The sequence below is a fragment of the Candidatus Pelagibacter sp. Uisw_101 genome (genome assembly GCF_047727615.1).
Taxonomy (GTDB): Bacteria; Pseudomonadota; Alphaproteobacteria; order Pelagibacterales; family Pelagibacteraceae; genus Pelagibacter.
This window is the reverse complement of sequence record NZ_CP159821.1, coordinates 1,243,591-1,263,247: the sequence shown is the minus strand read 5'-3', so window position 1 is coordinate 1,263,247 and position 19,657 is coordinate 1,243,591. Positions and strand designations below refer to the sequence as shown.

Here is a 19,657-nt window from a genome sequence, read left to right as displayed (position 1 = left end):
AATTAAAACGGAAATTTAATAAATCTTCAAATATTTATAAGGAACAATAAATTGAGCAAAAATAAAGGTTTTTCTGAAACATCAGCAGGCAGATATTCCCTGGCACTTTATGAATTAGCAATAGAAGCTAATAATTTAAGTGAGATCGAGGTTCATTCTGCTTCAATTATTAATTTAATTGCTTCAAGTGAAGATTTTAAATCTTTAATTAAGGATCCAACAAATAACAAAGAAGACCAATTGAATGCTCTAAGCAAAATTTCAGAACAATATAAATTAAATGAATTATTAACAAAATTTTTAAGTTTCTTAATATCTAAAAGAAGATTCTTTTACGTGGATAAAATTCTAAAAAGCTTTGTTGAGACATGTTCAGTCAAAAGAGGTGAATTAAAAGCAGAATTAACTTCTGCAAAAGATCTTACTGAAAATGAGATTAACAACATAAAAGAAGAATTGACTAAAAACTTTAGTTCAAAAATAAAATTAAACTACAAACACGATTCAAGTTTAATTGGGGGTTTGATTGTGCAAGTCGGAAGCACAATGGTGGACACTTCCATTAAAAATAAATTACAACAAATCGAAAATAGGATGATAGAGGCATAAATGGATATAAACCCATCAGAAGTAACAAAGATATTAAAAGAACAAATTAAAAAATTTGGCGATAAAGCAGAAGTGACTGAGGTTGGTCAAGTTTTGTCAGTAGGAGACGGTATTGCTAGAGTATATGGATTAGACAATGTTCAAGCTGGAGAGATGGTAGAATTTTCCGATGGATCAAAAGGAATGGCCCTAAACTTAGAAAGTGAAAATGTTGGAGTTGTAATTTTTGGAGATGACAGAAAAATTAAAGAAGGTGATGTTGTTAAAAGAACAGGAAGTATTGTTGATGCACCTGTTGGAAAAGAATTATTAGGAAGAGTTGTTGATGGATTAGGAAATCCAATCGACGGTAAAGGTGCTTTAGATAAAGCAACTAAAAGAAGTAGAGTTGAAGTAAAAGCTCCTGGAATTATTCCAAGACAATCTGTTAGTGAACCAATGCAAACAGGCTTAAAATCAATTGACAGTCTAGTTCCAGTTGGAAGAGGACAGCGTGAATTAATTATTGGTGATAGACAAACTGGAAAAACTGCAGTTGCTATCGATGCGATCATTAACCAAAAAAAAATAAATGAATCTGGTGATGAGAAGCAAAAACTTTATTGTATCTATGTCGCTATAGGTCAAAAAAGATCTACAGTTAGACAAATTCAAAAAACTTTAGAAGAAGCTGGTGCAATGGAATATACAACAATTGTAGCTGCTACTGCTTCAGACGCAGCGCCACTTCAGTTTTTAGCACCATATACAGGCTGTACTATGGGTGAATACTATAGAGATAATGGTATGCATGCATTGATCATTTATGATGATTTATCTAAACAGGCTGTAGCTTATAGACAAATGTCACTTTTATTAAGAAGACCTCCAGGAAGAGAAGCTTATCCGGGAGATGTATTTTATTTACACAGCAGATTACTTGAGAGAGCAGCCAAGCTTAGTGATGAGCATGGTGGAGGTTCATTAACTGCTCTTCCAATAATTGAAACGCAAGGTGGAGACGTATCTGCTTTTATTCCTACTAACGTTATATCAATTACAGATGGTCAAATATTTCTTGAAACAGAATTATTTAACCAAGGAATTAGACCAGCGATTAACGTAGGTCTATCAGTTTCTAGAGTTGGATCTGCAGCACAAACAAAAGCAATGAAAAAAGTTTCTGGTTCAATGAAGCTGGAGCTTGCTCAATATAGAGAAATGGCTGCCTTTGCACAATTTGGATCTGATTTAGATGCATCAACACAAAAACTTTTAAATAGAGGTTCAAAACTAACTGAACTTCTAAAACAAAAACAATATTCTCCTATGACAGTTGCTGAGCAAGTAATTTCAGTTTTCTGTGGAGTTAAGGGTTATTTGGATGACGTAGAGCTTAAAGATATTGCTGAGTTCGAATCTAAGATTATTGAAAAATGTAAATCTGAAAAACCAGAAATTTTAGAATCTGTTTTAAGCTCAGGTAAGCTTGAAGAGGATACTGAAAAATCATTAGTTGAAACTATCATGGAACTTAAGAAGAACTTTAATTCTTAAAATATGGCAACACTAGACGACTTAAAAAAAAGAATAGCGAGTGTAAAGTCTACACAAAAAATTACCAAAGCTATGAAAATGGTTGCGGCTGCTAAACTTAGAAGAGCACAAGAAAATGCTGAAAAGGGAAGACCTTATTCTGAAAAAATGAATAACATTATTCTTAATTTATCTAGTGGTATTTCTGATAAGGAAAATGCACCTAAACTCCTTTCTGGAACAGGTGAAGATAAGGTACATTTATGTATTGTGTTAACGTCTGATCGTGGTCTATGTGGTGGTTTTAATACAAATATTATTAAAAAAGCCAAAGCATATTTTAAAAAAATATCCGATGAGGGAAAAACTTTAAAGATTATAACTGTTGGATCTAAGGGATATGATCAATTAAAAAGAGTTTATAAAAATGATATTGTAGAGAGAATATCTTTTAAAGATTCAAAAACTATCAATTATCTAGATGCTGAAAAAGTAGGAAAAATGATAATTGAAAACTTTGAAAAAGAAGAATTTGACGTGTGTACAATTTTTTATAATAAATTTAAAAATGTAATCACTCAAATACCTCAAGAACAACAAATAATTCCTTTAAAAACATCTGAAGCAGAAGAGAATTCTTCTGAGGATAATTATGAATTTGAACCAGATGAAGATGAAATTTTAAGCAATTTATTGCCTAAAAATATATCTACTCAGATTTTTAAAGCGATGTTAGAAAATTCAGCTAGCGAACAGGGTTCCAGAATGAGTGCAATGGATAGCGCAACTCGAAACGCAGGTGAAATGGTTGACAAGCTTACTATTGAGTATAATAGAAGTCGTCAAGCAGCTATTACAAAAGAACTAATTGAAATCATATCAGGAGCGGAAAGTTTATAATTATGAGCAAAGGAAAAATCACACAGATCATTGGAGCAGTAGTAGACGTAAAATTTGATGGAGAATTACCAGAAATTTTATCAGCATTAGAATGTAAAAATGGAGACAACAGATTAGTTTTAGAAGTTGCTCAGCACCTTGGTGAATCAAGTGTTAGAACAATTGCAATGGATGCCACTGAAGGATTAAAAAGAGGAGACGAAGTAACAGCAACAGGTGCTCCCATTCAAGTTCCAGTTGGTCCAGAAACTTTAGGAAGAATTATAAATGTAATAGGTGAACCTATTGATGAAAAAGGTGAAGTTAAAACAAAAGAGAAATGGCCAATTCACAGAGCTGCACCTGAATTTAGTGATCAATCAACAGAGACAGAAATTCTAGTTACAGGAATTAAAGTAGTTGATCTATTAGCACCGTATGCCAAAGGAGGAAAAATTGGTTTATTTGGAGGTGCGGGTGTTGGTAAGACAGTACTTATTATGGAATTAATTAACAACGTAGCAAAAGCTCATGGTGGATTTTCTGTGTTTGCTGGTGTTGGAGAAAGAACTAGAGAAGGAAATGACCTTTATCACGAAATGATAGATTCAGGAGTTATTAAGCCAGAAGGTCCAGGATCAAAAGCAGCACTAGTGTATGGTCAAATGAATGAACCCCCAGGGGCTAGAGCAAGAGTTGCCTTAACAGGTCTAACTGTAGCTGAATATTTTAGAGACCAAGAAGGACAAGATGTATTATTCTTCGTTGATAACATTTTTAGATTTACTCAAGCAGGTTCAGAAGTTTCTGCACTATTAGGAAGAATTCCTTCAGCTGTTGGATATCAGCCTACACTTGCAACAGACATGGGTAACCTTCAAGAAAGAATTACAACTACTAACAAAGGTTCTATTACATCTGTACAAGCGATTTATGTACCAGCAGATGACTTAACTGACCCGGCACCTGCTACATCTTTTGCTCACTTAGATGCAACAACTGTATTGTCTAGACAAATAGCTGAAATTGGAATTTATCCAGCAGTAGATCCCCTAGATTCTACTTCTAGAATTTTAGATCCTAGAATAGTTGGAGATGAGCATTACAGAGTTGCCAGAGAAGTGCAAAAAATTCTTCAAACTTATAAATCACTACAAGATATTATTGCGATTTTAGGAATGGATGAATTATCTGAAGAAGATAAATTAACAGTAGCTAGAGCTAGAAGAATTCAAAGATTCTTATCACAACCTTTCTTTGTTGCTGAAGTCTTTACTGGTTCTCCAGGAAAATTAGTAGATTTAGAATCTACAATTAAAGGTTTTGCTGCAATATGTAATGGTGAGTATGATCATTTACCAGAAGCTGCATTTTATATGGTGGGTACAATTGAAGAAGCTATAGAAAAAGCAGAAAAAATGGCGAAAGATGCTGCTGCATAATGAGTGAAGAGTTCAAAATAGAAATCGTAAACCCAGAAAAATCTTTTCTTTTAAAAGAAGATGTAACAGAAGTTGTTGTGCCTGCTTTTGAGGGAGAAATGGGGATTTTAAAGGACCATATCTCAATTATTTCATTTTTAAAGCCAGGGATTATTAAAATCTTTTCTAAATCAGGAGAAGACAATTATTACGTTGAGGATGGAATTGTTGAATTTAAGAATAATAATTTATCAGTTCTGACGAGTTCTATTTTTAATATTAAAGATATTGATAAAGATAAGATTAGTGAACTACTTGCTCAAGCAGAAGAAAGTTCAAAAAATAGTGACATTACAGATCAAAACAAATACTTAGTTGATCAAAAAATTGATGTGTTAAAAACTCTTAATTAAGAATTTCTTTTACTTTTTCTTTAACATCTTTGTAAACATGTAGCTTAAAGTCTACAACTAGGTCAGTTATATTTTCAAGATCAATCCATTTCCATTCACAAAATTCAGGATGTTTAGTCTTAATATCAATCTCGTTATCTTGCCCTAAAAATCTCATTATAAACCACTTTTGTTTCTGACCCCTATACTTACCTTTCCAAATTATACCTAATAAGTTTTTTGGTAATTCATAAGAGATTAATCCATCACACTCTTTAATTAGTTCAACATTTTTTATACTAGTTTCTTCTTCTAGTTCTCTGTAAGCAGCAGTTAAATAGTCCTCATCCTTATCAACACCACCTTGGGGCATCTGCCAGAAATTTTTTTGATTATCAATTCTTTTTGCAACAAAAACTTTGTTATCTTTGTTTAGGACAACAATTCCAACTCCACTTCTAAGAGGTAAATTTACTTTATTGTCCAACATTTATCCGTTGAGTAATTTTATTGCAAAATTTAATTGATTATCAGTTTCAGAATTAAATTTAAAATCATCTGAACCTTCTGCAACTTCTATATCAGGTGTTACACCTACTTCAGAAATAGACTTTCCTGAAGGGAGATAATATTTTGCAATTGTTAATCTAATAGCACCTCTATTTTTTAAAGGGATTATTGACTGTACAGAACCTTTTCCATAACTATTTTCACCAAGTATAATAGCTCTTTTATGATCTTTTAATGCTCCAGCTACAATTTCTGATGCCGATGCAGATCCATAGTTAATAAGTATAATTAGTGTTTTACCATTCGTTAGATCACCTTTTTTAGCAAACCATTTTCGATTTTCTGAGGCTTGTCGACTTCTTGTCGATACGATCTCACCATTTTCTAAAAAAAGGTCTGAAATTTTAATTGCCTGAGAAAGCAAGCCACCAGGGTTATTTCTTAAATCTAAGATATATCCCTTTAGATCTTTATTTTTATTTAATTTATTAATCTTCTCTTTAATTTGTTTGCTACTATTTTCATTAAAGGAAGTTAATCTTATATAACCAATATTATTATCTATAAGTTCAGATTTTACAGATTGAACCTGAATAACCTCTCTCGTTATATTAAAAACTAATGCTTTTTTTACACCCCTTCTTCTAACTGTTATTTCAATACTTGATCCAACAGGTCCCCTCATTAAGTCTACTGCTTCCATTAATGATTTTCCTTGAACCTGAGTATTATTAATCTTTACAATATAATCACCAGCTTTTAAGCCTGCTTTTGATGCTGGAGTATTATCTATTGGTGATATCACTTTCACAACACCTGCTTCCATGCCAACTTCAATACCAAGCCCACCAAACTCTCCGCTGGTTTCAGTTTGCATGCCTTCAAAACTTTCAGGTGTCATATATGCTGAATAGGGATCTAGTGATTGCAATAAACCATTTATGGCTGAATCCATACTTTTTGATTGATCTACTTCATCAACGTATTCTTTGCTAATTTTTTCAAGCACCTCACCAAACAAATCAATTTTTTTATATATATCAGTATTTTCAGAAAAACTTTTTTGAAAAATAAATAATAGTATTATAAAAAAAATAAAAAATCTTTTAGTCAAAATCATATCATCACTTTTTCTTTAGGAATAACTTGTGACCATATTTTTTCTAATTCATAAAATTTTCTTTTATCTGGATGAAATATGTGAACAATTAAGTCTATACCATCAACTAATTTCCAGTCCGCACTTTCTTTTCCTTCAATCTTAGAATTTTTTACTCCATTACCCTTTAATTTTTCTAATACCATTTCAGATAAAGCCTGAATATGCCTAGAAGAAGTTCCACTTGCTATAATCATATAGTCAGCCATTGAACTTTTATTCTTAAGATCTATTGAAATAATATCTAGGGCTTTATTAGAATCTAGGGTTTTTAGGATTAAATTTTTAAGGTCTACGTTTTTTTCCATTAATACATTTAACCTTATCAAATTTTTCTTAATTGAGAAGATGAAATATTAACCTTTTTAAAATTAATAAAAGATAGTTTTTTTTTATTTACACCATTAAAGGTAACAGACTTTAGTGATTTAGCTTTATATCCCTGTCGATCAAATACGAGAAGGTTGCATTTTTTTATAATAGATTTCCATTTATGCCATTTATGAAAATTGATTAGATTATCAGCGCCCATAATGAAATAAATCTCAAATTTTTTATCTTTATCTAGATAATTGATGAGGTCGATTATTTTATTGGAAAGAACTTTTTCTTCATAAAACTTAACTTTAATAAAATCATTTTTACCAATAAAATTTTTTGCAAATTTTATTCTATTTTTTAGATCTGTTTTACTTGTATTCTTAAATGGGTTTTGTTTGGTAATTGCCCATATAATATTTTTTAATTCTAATATTTTTTTTGCCTGTTTAGAAATTTCTAAATGGCCTTTGTGGGCAGGATCAAAAGTTCCTCCCAAGATTCCAATTTTTGTCTTTTTTTGTTTTAAGTTATTTTCTAGTTTTACCATTACTAATAATTTCGTATTTGTATGAAACGAGCTGTCCTAATCCAACAGGTCCTCTTGGGGGCAAAGTGTTTGTCGAAATGCCAACCTCACCACCAAAACCGAATTCACCACCATCAGCAAATTGAGTAGATGTATTATGCATTGCTATAGAACTTTTAACATTTTTTAAAAATTTATTTGCAGTTTTTTTATTTTTAGTAACGATAGAGTCAGTGTGCATAGTTCCATATTTGTTAATATGATTAATGGCATCTTCACAATCTTTGACTGTTTTTACAGAAACTGCTGCTGATAAATATTCAGTAGACCAATCTTTTTCTTTTGCTGGATAAATTTTCCCCTTGTAATATTTTTTTAAAAAACGGTCTCCATAGATCTTGCAATTATTTTCTTCTAACTTTTTTAAAATCGGGTTACAGAATTTCTTAATAATTCTTTCATGTATTAGAATTGTTTCCGTAGCCCCACAAATACTAGTGTTTCTTAGCTTGGCATTATAGATAATGTCTGTAGCCATCTTTAGATTAGCATCCTTATCAATAAAAGTATGACAAAGGCCTTCCAAGTGACCGATAATAGGGACACTTGAAAATTGCTGAACTCTTTTTACTAAATTTTTTCCACCACGAGGTATTATTACATCAATATAATCTTTCATTTTTGAAAGCATAAAGTCGACCATTTTTCTGTCTTTAGAATCTATAAATTGAATAAAGTTTTCGTTCACTTTATTTTCTCTAAGCGATTTTCTAAATAGTTTTGCTAAAATTTTATTAGTATTTATGGCCTCAGAGCCACCTTTTAAAATTACAGCATTTCCAGATTTGAAGCATAAGCTTGCAACATCAGATGTTACGTTAGGTCTACTTTCATAAATAACACCTATAACACCAATAGGTATAGATACTCTGCTAATTGTTAAACCATTTGGTCTGCGCCATTTTTCTAAAGTAGTATCAACAGGATTTTTTAAGTTAGCAATTTTATCTATAGAATTTTTTATACCTATTAATTTTTTTTCATCGATAGTTAATCTTTCTATTAGATTGCTTTTTAAGCCTTTGCCAAGAGCAAATAGAATGTCTTTTTGGTTAGCTTTAAGTACAGACTGTTTTTCTTGACCTAATAAGAAGGCATATCTTTTTAAAATTTTATTTTTAGTTTTTGAATTAATTTTATCAAGCGATGCTTTTCTTGCATTTTGACCTATTAATCTCATATATTTACTCATTTTATACCTCTACTATATCATCTTTATGAATTACTTCTGATTTAGAAATATACCCTAGTAATTTTTCTATCTCTTTTGAGTGGTGACCCATAATTTTTTCTATTTCATTCGATGAAAAAGAGCTAAGTCCTCTTGCGCATTCGTAATTATTTTTATCTAAAACTTTGATGTGGTCACCTTTACTAAAACGGCCAGATACTTTTTTTATTCCTGCTGCTAATAAGCTTTTACCATTTGAAAGTGCCTGTTTTGCACCGTCATCAATAATAAGTGCGCCCTTAGGTGAAATAGAGCTAATAATCCATTTTTTTCTAGCAGCCAATTTTGAAACTTTGGGTAAAAACCATGTGCAATTATTCTCTTCAGTTATTTTTTTAATGGGTCGACTTAATAATCCATTTGCTATTACCATCTGGCATCCTGATAATTGACAGATTTTTGCAGCATCTATTTTAGTCTTCATACCACCCGTGCCATGCTCACTAATACTTTTAGTGGCTATTTTTTCTATATCTTTATCTATATTTTTAATTTCTTTAATTAATTTTGCATTTTTATATATTTTTGGATTGTGCGTATAAAGACCATCTACATCAGAAAGTAATATAAGTGAGTCTGCACCTGATATTTGTGCAACACGAGATGCTAATCTGTCATTGTCACCATACTTAATCTCTGAAGTAGCAATAGTATCATTTTCATTAACTATTGGTACAAAGCCTAGTTTAAATAAGTTATCAAAAGTTCTTTTTGCATTAAGGGCTCTTCTTCTTTGTTCTGTGTCTTCCAAAGTGAGAAGAATTTGAGAAATATTAATTTTCAATTTAACAAATATTTCTGAGAATAAATTCATTAGTTCAATTTGCCCAATAGATGCAACAGCCTGACTTTTATCAATCTTAAGGTTTTTTTTGCTAATATTTAGTTTTTTGCAACCCATTGCTATTGCCCCTGAGCTTACAATAATAATTTTTTTATTCTGTTTTATTAGTTCCTGAATATCTTTAGCAAATTCAGTGAGCCATTTTTTTCTTACTTTTTTTTTGTCATCTATTAATAAAGATGAGCCAATCTTAATTACAATTATTTTAGAATCTTTAAGATACATAGGAGAGTAATTTAGCTTTAATTTTAGATATTGAGCCTTTTTCTAATGTTGAGAGTGTAACCACTTCAGAATCTTTATTTTTAGAAAAATTCTTTAAAATTTCTTTCACTTCTTCTTCCTCTAATAAATCTGTCTTATTTAATACAATTATTTCTTTTTTTTCTAGTAAATCTTTACTGTAACTCCCTAGCTCATTTCGAACTTGTTTATAGGTATTTTCAAGGTCTTCATCAGTAATATCTATTAAATGCATTAAAGTTTTACATCTTTCTATGTGTTTTAAAAATTGAATACCAAGACCCACACCTTCATGCGCACCTTCAACTAATCCAGGGATATCAGCTAGAGTTATTTCTTTATCATCATAACTTGCAACACCAAGATTTGGATTTAGTGTTGTAAATTTATAGTTTGCAATTTTAGGCATGGCATTTGTAATGGCAGCCAGTAAACTTGATTTACCTGCGTTAGGCAATCCAACAATACCAACATCGGCAATAGTTTTTAGTTGAAGCCAAATTATATATTCTTCACCGATTGCACCTTTGGTAAATTTTTTTGGTGCTCTATTAGTGGAACTTTTAAATCTAGTGTTTCCAAGGCCACCTTTACCACCATTAGCTACAATAAATTCTTCACCTTCTTTTTTAAAATCATAAATTAAAGTTTTATTATCTTCTTCAAAAACTTGTGTACCTATTGGAACCTTTAAAAATAAATCTTCTCCACCATGACCTGTACGATTTTGTCCAGAACCATTTATTCCTCTTCCTGCTTTATGGTGTTGTTGAAATCTATAATCGATAAGGGTATTTAAATTTCTTTCTGATCTTAGGAATATGGTTCCACCTTTACCTCCATCACCACCGTCAGGTCCACCGTATTCAATAAATTTCTCTCTACGAAAACTAGGAGAACCATGCCCACCATTGCCGGCCTTTACATAAATTTTTACTTGATCTAGAAACTTCATATTACAACTGTTAGTTTTTAGTTGTACTACTAATTAGGTTTCACGGAAACGAATGTTCTGTCTAATCTACCTTTTTTAAATACTACTTTTCCTTCAACAACAGAGAAAATTGAATGATCTTTTCCCATTCCCACATTTTCACCTGGGAAAATTTTAGTTCCTCTTTGTCTAACAATTATGTTTCCAGGAATAACTACTTCACCACCGTACTTCTTAACGCCAAGTCTACGACCAGCACTATCTCGTCCGTTTCTCGATGAACCACCTGCTTTTTTTGTAGCCATAATTTACCTAATTTATTTATTAACTGCTTCAGCTTCTACTTTAGCTTCAACCTTTTCAATTTTTTTTGTTGGTTTAACCATTTTTTCCGCTTCAGATAAAATTTTACCATCTTTAGAAAATATTTTACTAATTCTTATTAATGAATATTGCTGTCTATGACCATTTTTTCTTCTAGAATTTTGTCTTCGTCTTTTTTTGAAAATCAATATTGTTCTATTTTTTCCATTTTCAACAAGATCTGCTTCAACTTTTGCACCCTCAACCGTCGGTGATCCAACTTCAATATTTTTGTCATCTCCGTAAGCTAAAATTTCTTTAAATTCTATCTTAGTTTCAATTTTAGAATCCTCTAATCTTTCAATTTTAAGTATTTCTCCAGCCTTTACTTTGTACTGTTTTCCACCTGTTTGTATGATTGCGTATGACATTGTTTAATCTATTTTTTATAATCAGCAATATAGTCGGGGACTTATTATAGTCAAGTCCGAATAAGTTAGAAATTGTCCTTTAAATCCCTCAATTTTGAAAAGGTTTCTTCTGAATCAGATCTAAGAAAAATATTGCACTCTAATTCCTCTTTAATAGTGGATGGAATAGTAGGTAGGTTATTATTTAATTTTTTGTCTATATCTTTAATTTTAATTTTTAGGTTTTCATTGTCTTGGTCATGAGTAATACAAAATTTAGAGTTTTGTTTAGTATATTCATGTCCACAATAGATCCTTGTTTTTTCTGGCAGTGCTTTTATTTTCATTAATGAATTATACATCTGTGAGTATGTTCCTTCAAAAATCTTACCACAACCAAGCGAAAAGAGGGTGTCTCCTGTAAAAACAGATTCTTCATTATAAAAATAAAAACATATATGACCAAGGGTATGACCAGGTATGTGAAATATTTTAGCCTGGAAATTTTCTTCGTGCCAAATGTCTTGATCACTGACCAGTATATCTATTTCTGGGATTCTATCCTTGTCTCCTTTATATCCAATAATACTAGCTCCATATTTTTCTTTTAATTCTATATTACCCCCCACATGATCATAATGATGATGTGTATTTAATATATATTTTAAATGTATATTTTTATCTTCCAAATATTTGATGATAGGCTTTGCTTCACTGGGATCAATCACACATGCTGTATTTTTAGTTTTATCAATAATTAGATAAGAATAATTATCTTGTAAGCAGGGTATTATCTGAATTTCCATTTAACTCTCAATTAAAAAAATACCTAGTTCTGCTGATAAATTTTTAATATTTAGATTAAGTTTATTAATAGAAGATATTTTTTCGTTATGTAGAGCTGATGATTTATCTAATTTAATTCTTCTATTTTCACAAAAATTATAAAAATCTTTTATGGTACACATATGAAGGTTAGGGGTATTATACCACTCATCAGGTAGATTTTTTGTAATTGGCATTGTTCCTTTAATTAATAGGTGAAGCCTAACTTTCCAAAAACCAAAATTAGGTATTGTAACAATAGCTTTTTTACCAACCCTCAATAGCTCTTTGATAACTATTTCAGGATTTAAAAATGCTTGCAGTGTTTGACTTAAAATAACAAAATCAAAGGAGCTGTCAGGAAATTGTAATAGATCTTTTTCTGCATCACCCTCAATAACAGTTAGTCCTTTTGATAGACATTTTTGAACATTATCTTTGGAGATTTCTATTCCCCTTATGTCTATTTCTTTATTATACTTAAGATATTCCATTAATATACCATCTCCACAGCCCACATCTAAAACTCTAGTATTTTTTTCAATTAGATCAGAGATTATTTTAAATTCTTGTTTCATGTTTAGTTTTTAGAATAAGCTGTTTTAATATAATCACCTAGAGTATTTAAAAATTTAGGAACTTTTAAAAGGAATGAATCGTGCCCTTTGTCAGACTCAATTTCGACAAATCCTACTTCAGCACCTATGGCATTTAAGGCTATAACAATTTCTTTATTCTCAGAAGTTGGATAAAGCCAATCAGAAGTAAAAGATATAATAAGAAACTTAGTTTTAGTTTTTTCGAATGCTTTAGATAAATTACCGTGATGTTCTTTTATTAGATCAAAATAGTCCATCGCTCTTGTTATGTATAGGTAGCTATTGGCATCAAATCTATCAACAAATACAGATCCTTGATACCTTAAATAACTTTCTATTTGAAAGTCTGCATCAAAACCAAATTTTAGGTCATCTCTTTCTTGCAACTTTCTTCCAAATTTTTCCTGTAGACCATTTTTAGATAAATAAGTTATATGCGCAGCCATTCTGGCAACAGACAATCCTTTATTAGGATTTTTATTTTGATTGGAATAGTCACCATTTTCCCAATTAGTATCAGCCATAATCGATTGTCTGCCAAGTTCATTAAAAGCAATGTTCTGCGCTGAATGACTAGCTGTGCAGGCTATTGGAATAGCAACTTTTGCTTTATCAGGAAAGTTATTAACGAACTGAAGTGTCTGCATTCCACCCATTGATCCACCCATAACAGCAAATAATTTATCAATGTTAAAAAAACTTAAGAGATTAAATTGTGCATTAACCATGTCATTAATAGTGATGACAGGAAAAGTGGTACCATATTTTTTATTAGTATCGGGGTTAATTTCACCAGGACCATACGAGCCCATACATCCACCAATAACATTGGCACAAATTACAAAATATTTATCAGTATCAATGGCTTTACCAGGTCCAACAGCATATGACCACCAACCCTCTTTTTTAGTAATTGGATTTATTCCAGAAACAAATTGATCACCAGTTAAAGCATGAAAAATAAGAATAGCATTATCTTTCTTCTCATTTAGAGAGCCATAAGTCTCATAAGCCAGAGAATAATTATTGATAGTTTTACCACAATCTAATTTTAATGGTTTATCAATTATAATATTTTTTATGTTCACATTTTTATTCATAAATATTAGCTAAATTTGAATTGTGAGACAAAAAAACTTATTTAGCGGTTTTTTTTAAGCGCTCGCAATTCAGTTAAATCAGCGCATATTTTTTGTACTAGATAGTATTTCTTATGTCAATTTTTTTAAAAAATGACTTATTCTATATGAAAGGATAATATTTTATTTATAAGGTAAATTAAATTAATAAAATGACTGTTCCAAAATTTAAAGAATTCAAAATAGAAGCTTATAAACCAGGTAAGTCAAATATAGCAAAAATACGAAATGTTATAAAATTATCAGCAAATGAGTCAGCTCTTGGTGTTAGCCCAAGAGTAAAGAAAATTTTACAGAATAAAAAATTGTTAATATCGAAATATCCAGACGGTAAGGCAAAAAACTTAAGAAAAGAAATTGCAAAGAAATATAAGTGTGATTTTGAGAAGATAATTTGTGGTGCAGGGTCAGATGAAATTATTCAAATGATTTGCCAGCTGTACTTAAAACCATCTGATGAAGTGATTGTTCCTCAATATAGCTTTTTAATGTACAGGATATATGCTCAAATAGTGGGGGCAAAAGTTGTTTTTTCTAAGGAAGAAAATTTTAAAGTTTCAATAAATGAAATTATTAAGAAAGTAACAAAAAAAACCAAACTTGTATTTATTGCTAACCCTAACAACCCAACAGGAACATACTTAAGTAGAGCAGAGCTAATAGACTTAAGAATGAAATTGAATAAAAATATTTTACTAGTTTTAGACGATGCGTATTTTGAATATATGAAAAATAAAGATTATAAATCTGGTTTAGATTTATTTAAAAATAAGGATAATGTTGTTGTGATAAGAACTTTTTCAAAAATATACGGACTGGCCTCGTTAAGAGTTGGCTGGGGTCATGGCCCCAAGAAAATTATCTCTGCAATGAATTTAATTAGACCTCCATTTAATGTAAATCAAGTTGCACAGATGGCAGCAATAGAAGCTTTAAAAGATAGAAACTTTATTAATCAATCTGTGAAACATAATATTACAGAAGCAAATAAAGTTAGAAATGATTTAGAAAAACTAAAAATTTTTTCAAATGAAGTAACAGCTAATTTTTTACTGTTAAATTTTGATAAATGTAAATTTTCAGCTAATTATATTTTTAACAAACTGCAGTCAAAAGGAATTATATTAAGATCTACAGAGGATGGATATAATATTAAAAACAAATTAAGATTAACAATTGGATCTAAAAAAGAGAATATGAGATTCATAACAACGATCAAGACTGTCTTTAATTAATTATGAAAAATATTTTAATTATAGGCTGTGGTTTAATTGGCTCTTCATTGTTAAGATCAATATCTGAAAAAAAAATAGCTAAAAAAATATTTGTCTATGAAAAATCAAAATCAAATATTTCAAAAATCAAAAAATTAAAATTACCATGTGAAATTATAGATGATTTAAAGAAAATTATCCCAAACTCAGATTTAATAATATTTTGTACCCCACTAGGAGAATATGAAAAAATAATTTTAGAGATAAATAGATATTTATTACCTAAAACTATTATTACAGATGTTGGATCATCTAAAGAAAAGTCTATGGACTTAATTAAAAGAAAATTGAAAAAAGGAATTTTTTGGACATCCAGTCACCCTATTGCAGGGTCAGAAGTTAGTGGCCCAGAAAACGGGGTAAAAAATTTATTCCTTAATAAATGGTGCATATTAATAAAAGAAAAAAATACCAACAGAAAACACCTTCTGATACTTACCAAGTTCTGGAAAAAAATTGGTTCAAATGTTGCAATTATGGACTCAAAAAAACATGATACGGTTTTTTCTATGACAAGTCATTTACCTCATTTAATTGCATATAATTTGGTAAAAACAGCGACAGATTTCGAAAAACAACAAAAGTATGAATTAATTAAATTCAGTGCAGGTGGTTTGAGAGATTTTTCAAGAATTGCAGCATCTAATGAAATTATGTGGAGAGATATTTTTTTTAATAATCAAAAAAATATTTCAAAAGCTATTGATTTATTTATTAAAAATTTACGTTCATTTAAGAGAGATATTCAATCTAAAAATAATAAGTCCATTATTAAAAAATTAGTTAATACTAAAAAGGTTAGAAAGAAAATAATTAAGTTGAAACAAGATATTAATAAGCCAGACTTTGGAAGAAGTTAATATTTTATAGAGGATATTTTTTTTACTATTAACTTTGCTGTTCTTTCAATTCTATTTATTGTCTCTGTTATATTCATAATCAAAACTTTCTTTTCTGGACCATATGCATGAATTAATTTTTGAGAGTTAATACAAACAGCAACATGACCTTTCCAAAATATAATGTCTCCTTTTTTAAACACTCCACCTTTATTTTTTTGTATTGAATATTTTATTTGATCTTTTGTATCTCTTGGATAAAATTTATTATTATAGTAAAAAAATAATTGTAAAATAGCAGAGCAGTCTATACCTCTATAAGTTTTACCACCCCAAACATATTTAGTTTTTAAAAAAAATTTTAATACTTTTAAATAATCTTTTTCTATATGATTAATATTTTTTACACCACTTTTTTTAATCCATTTATTTTTTTCAAATTCTATAAATTTTTTACTTTCTTGAATCATTGAAATTCTTGATGCAAAAGGTAAAAAATATTTTGTCTTATTTTTTTGTTTATTATAAATATTTGCTTTTAGAATAAATATTTTATGAGTTGGCTTATGATCTTTAGTGTAATCTTTGTTTTTTATGTATCCAGTATAATTATCAAATAAAACCTTTATTTTTATCCAGCTTTTATTCTTAGATATAATTTTAAATTTTTCTCCATACAAAATTTGAGAAGTAACTTCAGAAACTACATTTGGTTCCTTATAGATATCTGATAAAGGTTTTTTGTAAAAGCAATTATTTTTCACGAAGTTTTAATTTATCTTTTATAAACCACAAACAAATCAATGAGGGTATTACCATGATGGCTGTAAGGATAAAAAATACCCCCCAATCTCCATTAAGCCAATCTACTAACGCTCCAGATGATGATGCAAGTGTAGTTCTGCCAGCAGTCCCTATCGATGCAAGTAATGCGTATTGAGTTGCGGTATATGTTCGGTCTACTAATAATGAAATAAAGGCTACAAATGCAACCGTTGCAAATGCTGCGGCTATATCATCAAATATGACTGCTACTGCGAATAATAACTCAGATTTATCACTCCATGCCAAGACTGTGAATAATAAGTTAGTTGCTGCCATTAATATTCCTGCAACAAACATTGCTTTTAAAACACCAGATCTAATTACAAAAAGCCCACCTAGTAATGTAAATATAACTGTAGTTATCCATCCTAAAGTTTTTGAGTAAATTGCAATGTCACCTTTAGAGAAGCCTATTTCTTTATAAAAAACTATCGACATACGTCCAAGAAAGGCCTCACCAATCTTGAATAAAAAAATAAAGCTTAAAATTCCAATAGCAATTGAAAAGCCATTTTTCTTAAAAAAGCTTATTATAGGACCACCTAATGTACTGCTCAACCAAGCTATAAAATTAGTTATAATATTTTTTGATCCAAGTTTGTTTTCTATAAGTTTATCTGTTTCTTTTTGTTTCTTTTGTCTATCAGTAGAAAGGGGCTCATGAACAAACATCAAACCTATGTTCATCAGAATTACTACAACTCCTAAAATTAAAAATGTAATTTGCCAGTAATTAGTAACACCAATATTCTCTAAATATTCTGCTGTAAATAAAGCTATTACACCACCCAACTTATATCCACTCCACCATCCAACAACAGCCATCGCAGCACCAGCTGCCATTGATTTGCTTTCATGCTCACCTATTTGTTCAATTCTTAAGGCGTCAACGGTAATATCTTGTGTGGCTGATGCTATGGCAATAACTAAACCAACCGTAATCAGTAGTGCAAGATTTTCAGTGGGATTAATAAAACTCCAAGTAACAAGACAAGTTAAAATTGCAATTTGCATTAAAACTATCCATCCTCTTCTATGCCCAAGTTTTTTTGTTAGGTACGGTACTTGAAATCTATCAATAAGAGGGGCCCATAAATAGTTAAAAGCGTAAACTGCAAATATTAAACCTGCCCAACCAATTGTTGATCTACTCAACCCTTCTTCCTTAAGCCATAAACTCAAACTGCTTCCTATTAGAACCCAGGGAAACCCCGAGATAGCCCCAAGTAATAATATTCTAAGCATTCTTTTATCTAAGTAGATAGAAAAAGTTTCTGAGAGCGATTGTTTTTTTATTTCAATCATAACTAATTTCTCCAAAAAGAAGGTAGAAACAATACTAGTATAGCAAACAATTCTAATCTACCCAATATCATTCCAAGGCTTAAAATCCATTTAGATATCTCAGGTATATTTGAAAAATCGCTATTAGGGCCAATTGTAGAGCCTAACCCTGGGCCAACATTGGAAATTGATGTGGCAGCACCTGAGATTGAGGTTACAAAATCTAAGCCACTTAAAGATAAAAATGCAGTTATCAAAAAAAATATAACCAAGTAAAGAAAAATAAAAGAGATAATTGAAGCCATAAATTTATCATCTACTTTATTTTTATCATATTTAATTACAAATATACCTCTTGGATAAATAATTTTTTTCAATTGATTAACAATAAATAGATATAAAATTTGAATTCTAAAAATTTTAATTCCACAAGTTGTTGAGCCAGCACAACCACCAATAAACATTAGAGTTAAAAAGAAAATTAGTGGAAAATTTCCCCATCCATCAAATTCTCCGGTGACATATCCCGTGCCAGTTAAGATAGAAATAACGTTAAAAACAATTACTCTTATATTAATTTGAGAAAAATCTTTATTTTGAAAAAGTGAATAAATAAAAAGTAGAATAATTGAAAAAATAATTATCTTAATAAATGATTTAATTTGGACATCGGAAGTAAATATTTTTTTATTACCATTTAAAAATTTTATATAAGCTATGAAAGGTAGGCTACCCAGTATAATAAAAACCATCGATGATATCTCAATGGGTAAACTATTAAAATATCCTATAGATTTATTATAATTCGAAAATCCACCTGTTGCTATTGTAGTCATGGAGTGAGTTAGGCTATCGAAAATATTCATACCAAAAATTTTATAGGTAACAGCACAAAGTGTTGTTAACACTAAATATACGTAAATTAATCTAAGAGATATTTCCTTAGATTTTGGTAATAACTTTTCTGAAGAATCGTTACTTGAAATCTTAAATAGCTGCATTCCCCCGACGTTCATTATTGGCATTAGAGTTATTGCCATTACAATAATACCAATTCCTCCTAACCATTGAAGCATAGCTCGCCATAAAAGTATTGATCTAGGTGCCCCCTCCAAGTTGGAAATAATTGTAGACCCTGTCGTGGTAATACCAGACATACTTTCAAAAAAAGAATCAGTAATGGACAGTTCAAGAGTAGAAAAAATAAAAGGTAAAGAGCCAAATATTGCAATACTCAACCAAGAAAGAGCGGTTAATAAGAATGCTTGTTGTAAGTTTAACTTTTTGTCATGGTTTAAATTTGTCAAAAAAAATAAAACACCAAATATTATTGAAACTAAAGAAGCCCCAATAAAAGAAGAATCTAGTTCAGAATAAATAAATTGGGCTAAAATTGGAATCATCATAGAAATTCCAAGAATAATTTGCAAAACACCCAAGGTAAAAAAAACAGTTTTATAATTAGACATTTTGATAGAACATTATTTTATGGTAAATAAATTTCAACTCTATAAG

At 30.1% G+C, this 19,657-nt stretch carries 22 protein-coding genes; 7 read left to right on the top strand and 15 right to left on the bottom strand.

Translation table 11 applies throughout. The features are described 5' to 3' along the window. Positions 1–51 precede the first annotated feature (51 nt). Genes atpH through atpC form a run of 5 tightly spaced genes read left to right on the top strand, consistent with a single transcriptional unit; the run spans position 52 to position 4,837 of the window. Positions 52–609, top strand: a complete 558-nt coding sequence (atpH, locus tag ABXT48_RS06760) for an ATP synthase F1 subunit delta (protein WP_415286292.1) — start codon at positions 52–54, stop codon at positions 607–609. Continuing rightward, positions 610–2,145 (top strand): F0F1 ATP synthase subunit alpha, encoded by a 1,536-nt coding sequence (gene atpA, locus ABXT48_RS06755; protein ID WP_271564825.1) that lies wholly within the window; start codon positions 610–612, stop codon positions 2,143–2,145. Positions 2,146–2,148: 3 nt separating this feature from the next. Beyond that, positions 2,149–3,024: a F0F1 ATP synthase subunit gamma gene (locus ABXT48_RS06750; protein WP_415286291.1), complete on the top strand. Its 876-nt coding sequence runs from the start codon at positions 2,149–2,151 to the stop codon at positions 3,022–3,024. Positions 3,025–3,026: 2 nt separating this feature from the next. After that, positions 3,027–4,445, top strand: a complete 1,419-nt coding sequence (gene atpD, locus ABXT48_RS06745; RefSeq protein WP_415271708.1) for a F0F1 ATP synthase subunit beta — start codon at positions 3,027–3,029, stop codon at positions 4,443–4,445. Beyond that, entirely contained in the window at positions 4,445–4,837 is a 393-nt protein-coding gene (gene atpC, locus ABXT48_RS06740) for an ATP synthase F1 subunit epsilon (protein WP_415286290.1), read from the top strand. Before atpD ends, atpC begins: the two co-directional genes overlap by 1 nt. Here atpC and ABXT48_RS06735 read toward each other — a convergent pair. The 12 genes from ABXT48_RS06735 to metX form a co-directional block, all read right to left on the bottom strand. Further along, the gene (locus tag ABXT48_RS06735; RefSeq protein ID WP_415286289.1) at positions 4,830–5,306 is read right to left on the bottom strand and encodes an RNA pyrophosphohydrolase; all 477 of its coding nucleotides are present in this window, start codon (positions 5,304–5,306) and stop codon (positions 4,830–4,832) included. The two genes, atpC and ABXT48_RS06735, sit on opposite strands and share 8 nt — an antisense overlap. After that, positions 5,307–6,446 carry a S41 family peptidase gene (locus ABXT48_RS06730; RefSeq protein WP_415302876.1) on the bottom strand — a complete coding sequence of 380 codons (1,140 nt, stop codon included), beginning with the start codon at positions 6,444–6,446 and terminating at the stop codon, positions 5,307–5,309. It abuts the gene before it with no gap. Next, positions 6,443–6,793, bottom strand: a complete 351-nt coding sequence (rsfS, locus tag ABXT48_RS06725) for a ribosome silencing factor (RefSeq protein WP_415294881.1) — start codon at positions 6,791–6,793, stop codon at positions 6,443–6,445. The genes ABXT48_RS06730 and rsfS overlap by 4 nt, the downstream gene beginning before the upstream one ends. Before the next feature lie 17 nt (positions 6,794–6,810). Next, on the bottom strand, positions 6,811–7,353 hold the full coding sequence (nadD, locus tag ABXT48_RS06720) for a nicotinate (nicotinamide) nucleotide adenylyltransferase (RefSeq protein ID WP_415286286.1): 543 nt from the start codon (positions 7,351–7,353) through the stop codon (positions 6,811–6,813). Next, positions 7,334–8,584, bottom strand: coding sequence for a glutamate-5-semialdehyde dehydrogenase (locus ABXT48_RS06715; RefSeq protein WP_415286285.1), 1,251 nt, complete (start codon positions 8,582–8,584; stop codon positions 7,334–7,336). The genes nadD and ABXT48_RS06715 overlap by 20 nt, the downstream gene beginning before the upstream one ends. A gap of 1 nt (position 8,585) precedes the next feature. Continuing rightward, the gene (gene proB, locus ABXT48_RS06710) at positions 8,586–9,692 is read right to left on the bottom strand and encodes a glutamate 5-kinase (RefSeq protein WP_415286284.1); all 1,107 of its coding nucleotides are present in this window, start codon (positions 9,690–9,692) and stop codon (positions 8,586–8,588) included. Beyond that, entirely contained in the window at positions 9,682–10,665 is a 984-nt protein-coding gene (cgtA, locus tag ABXT48_RS06705; protein WP_415286282.1) for an Obg family GTPase CgtA, read from the bottom strand. Before cgtA ends, proB begins: the two co-directional genes overlap by 11 nt. 29 nt (positions 10,666–10,694) lie before the next feature. Then, positions 10,695–10,949, bottom strand: coding sequence for a 50S ribosomal protein L27 (gene rpmA, locus ABXT48_RS06700; RefSeq protein ID WP_271525759.1), 255 nt, complete (start codon positions 10,947–10,949; stop codon positions 10,695–10,697). A 12-nt stretch (positions 10,950–10,961) separates the two neighbouring features. Next, positions 10,962–11,378, bottom strand: coding sequence for a 50S ribosomal protein L21 (gene rplU / locus ABXT48_RS06695; RefSeq protein ID WP_415286280.1), 417 nt, complete (start codon positions 11,376–11,378; stop codon positions 10,962–10,964). A gap of 65 nt (positions 11,379–11,443) precedes the next feature. Beyond that, positions 11,444–12,163, bottom strand: a complete 720-nt coding sequence (gene gloB / locus ABXT48_RS06690) for a hydroxyacylglutathione hydrolase (protein ID WP_415286278.1) — start codon at positions 12,161–12,163, stop codon at positions 11,444–11,446. Further along, complete coding sequence (gene metW / locus ABXT48_RS06685) at positions 12,164–12,760, bottom strand: methionine biosynthesis protein MetW (RefSeq protein ID WP_415286277.1); 597 nt, start codon at positions 12,758–12,760, stop codon at positions 12,164–12,166. A 2-nt stretch (positions 12,761–12,762) separates the two neighbouring features. Further along, the gene (gene metX, locus ABXT48_RS06680) at positions 12,763–13,881 is read right to left on the bottom strand and encodes a homoserine O-acetyltransferase MetX (protein ID WP_415286276.1); all 1,119 of its coding nucleotides are present in this window, start codon (positions 13,879–13,881) and stop codon (positions 12,763–12,765) included. Positions 13,882–14,072: 191 nt separating this feature from the next. Here metX and hisC point away from each other — a divergent pair, with 191 nt between their 5' ends. Beyond that, positions 14,073–15,155 carry a histidinol-phosphate transaminase gene (gene hisC / locus ABXT48_RS06675; protein WP_415286274.1) on the top strand — a complete coding sequence of 361 codons (1,083 nt, stop codon included), beginning with the start codon at positions 14,073–14,075 and terminating at the stop codon, positions 15,153–15,155. A gap of 2 nt (positions 15,156–15,157) precedes the next feature. Beyond that, positions 15,158–16,054 (top strand): prephenate dehydrogenase, encoded by an 897-nt coding sequence (locus ABXT48_RS06670; RefSeq protein ID WP_415286272.1) that lies wholly within the window; start codon positions 15,158–15,160, stop codon positions 16,052–16,054. Here ABXT48_RS06670 and ABXT48_RS06665 read toward each other — a convergent pair. From ABXT48_RS06665 to ABXT48_RS06655, 3 genes are read right to left on the bottom strand one after another with little or no spacing between them, the layout of a single operon-like run. Beyond that, positions 16,051–16,797 (bottom strand): NlpC/P60 family protein, encoded by a 747-nt coding sequence (locus ABXT48_RS06665; protein WP_415286271.1) that lies wholly within the window; start codon positions 16,795–16,797, stop codon positions 16,051–16,053. The two genes, ABXT48_RS06670 and ABXT48_RS06665, sit on opposite strands and share 4 nt — an antisense overlap. Next, positions 16,787–18,163 carry an AmpG family muropeptide MFS transporter gene (locus ABXT48_RS06660; protein ID WP_415302875.1) on the bottom strand — a complete coding sequence of 459 codons (1,377 nt, stop codon included), beginning with the start codon at positions 18,161–18,163 and terminating at the stop codon, positions 16,787–16,789. The genes ABXT48_RS06665 and ABXT48_RS06660 overlap by 11 nt, the downstream gene beginning before the upstream one ends. A gap of 2 nt (positions 18,164–18,165) precedes the next feature. Beyond that, positions 18,166–19,611: a TrkH family potassium uptake protein gene (locus ABXT48_RS06655; protein WP_415302873.1), complete on the bottom strand. Its 1,446-nt coding sequence runs from the start codon at positions 19,609–19,611 to the stop codon at positions 18,166–18,168. Positions 19,612–19,657: the final 46 nt, after the last annotated feature.

What these genes read in the sequence shown, in the direction of transcription:
- atpA (WP_271564825.1), top strand. Translation starts at nt 610, where the DNA reads ATGGATATAAACCCATCAGAAGTAACAAAGATATTAAAAGAACAAATT.
- gloB (WP_415286278.1), bottom strand. Translation starts at nt 12,163, where the DNA reads ATGGAAATTCAGATAATACCCTGCTTACAAGATAATTATTCTTATCTA.
- rpmA (WP_271525759.1), bottom strand. Translation starts at nt 10,949, where the DNA reads ATGGCTACAAAAAAAGCAGGTGGTTCATCGAGAAACGGACGAGATAGT.
- rplU (WP_415286280.1), bottom strand. Translation starts at nt 11,378, where the DNA reads ATGTCATACGCAATCATACAAACAGGTGGAAAACAGTACAAAGTAAAG.
- nadD (WP_415286286.1), bottom strand. Translation starts at nt 7,353, where the DNA reads ATGGTAAAACTAGAAAATAACTTAAAACAAAAAAAGACAAAAATTGGA.
- ABXT48_RS06750 (WP_415286291.1), top strand. Translation starts at nt 2,149, where the DNA reads ATGGCAACACTAGACGACTTAAAAAAAAGAATAGCGAGTGTAAAGTCT.
- ABXT48_RS06655 (WP_415302873.1), bottom strand. Translation starts at nt 19,611, where the DNA reads ATGTCTAATTATAAAACTGTTTTTTTTACCTTGGGTGTTTTGCAAATT.
- proB (WP_415286284.1), bottom strand. Translation starts at nt 9,692, where the DNA reads ATGTATCTTAAAGATTCTAAAATAATTGTAATTAAGATTGGCTCATCT.
- ABXT48_RS06735 (WP_415286289.1), bottom strand. Translation starts at nt 5,306, where the DNA reads ATGTTGGACAATAAAGTAAATTTACCTCTTAGAAGTGGAGTTGGAATT.
- cgtA (WP_415286282.1), bottom strand. Translation starts at nt 10,665, where the DNA reads ATGAAGTTTCTAGATCAAGTAAAAATTTATGTAAAGGCCGGCAATGGT.
- metX (WP_415286276.1), bottom strand. Translation starts at nt 13,881, where the DNA reads ATGAATAAAAATGTGAACATAAAAAATATTATAATTGATAAACCATTA.
- rsfS (WP_415294881.1), bottom strand. Translation starts at nt 6,793, where the DNA reads ATGGAAAAAAACGTAGACCTTAAAAATTTAATCCTAAAAACCCTAGAT.
- ABXT48_RS06730 (WP_415302876.1), bottom strand. Translation starts at nt 6,446, where the DNA reads ATGATTTTGACTAAAAGATTTTTTATTTTTTTTATAATACTATTATTT.
- ABXT48_RS06670 (WP_415286272.1), top strand. Translation starts at nt 15,158, where the DNA reads ATGAAAAATATTTTAATTATAGGCTGTGGTTTAATTGGCTCTTCATTG.
- ABXT48_RS06715 (WP_415286285.1), bottom strand. Translation starts at nt 8,584, where the DNA reads ATGAGTAAATATATGAGATTAATAGGTCAAAATGCAAGAAAAGCATCG.
- metW (WP_415286277.1), bottom strand. Translation starts at nt 12,760, where the DNA reads ATGAAACAAGAATTTAAAATAATCTCTGATCTAATTGAAAAAAATACT.
- hisC (WP_415286274.1), top strand. Translation starts at nt 14,073, where the DNA reads ATGACTGTTCCAAAATTTAAAGAATTCAAAATAGAAGCTTATAAACCA.
- atpC (WP_415286290.1), top strand. Translation starts at nt 4,445, where the DNA reads ATGAGTGAAGAGTTCAAAATAGAAATCGTAAACCCAGAAAAATCTTTT.
- ABXT48_RS06660 (WP_415302875.1), bottom strand. Translation starts at nt 18,163, where the DNA reads ATGATTGAAATAAAAAAACAATCGCTCTCAGAAACTTTTTCTATCTAC.
- atpD (WP_415271708.1), top strand. Translation starts at nt 3,027, where the DNA reads ATGAGCAAAGGAAAAATCACACAGATCATTGGAGCAGTAGTAGACGTA.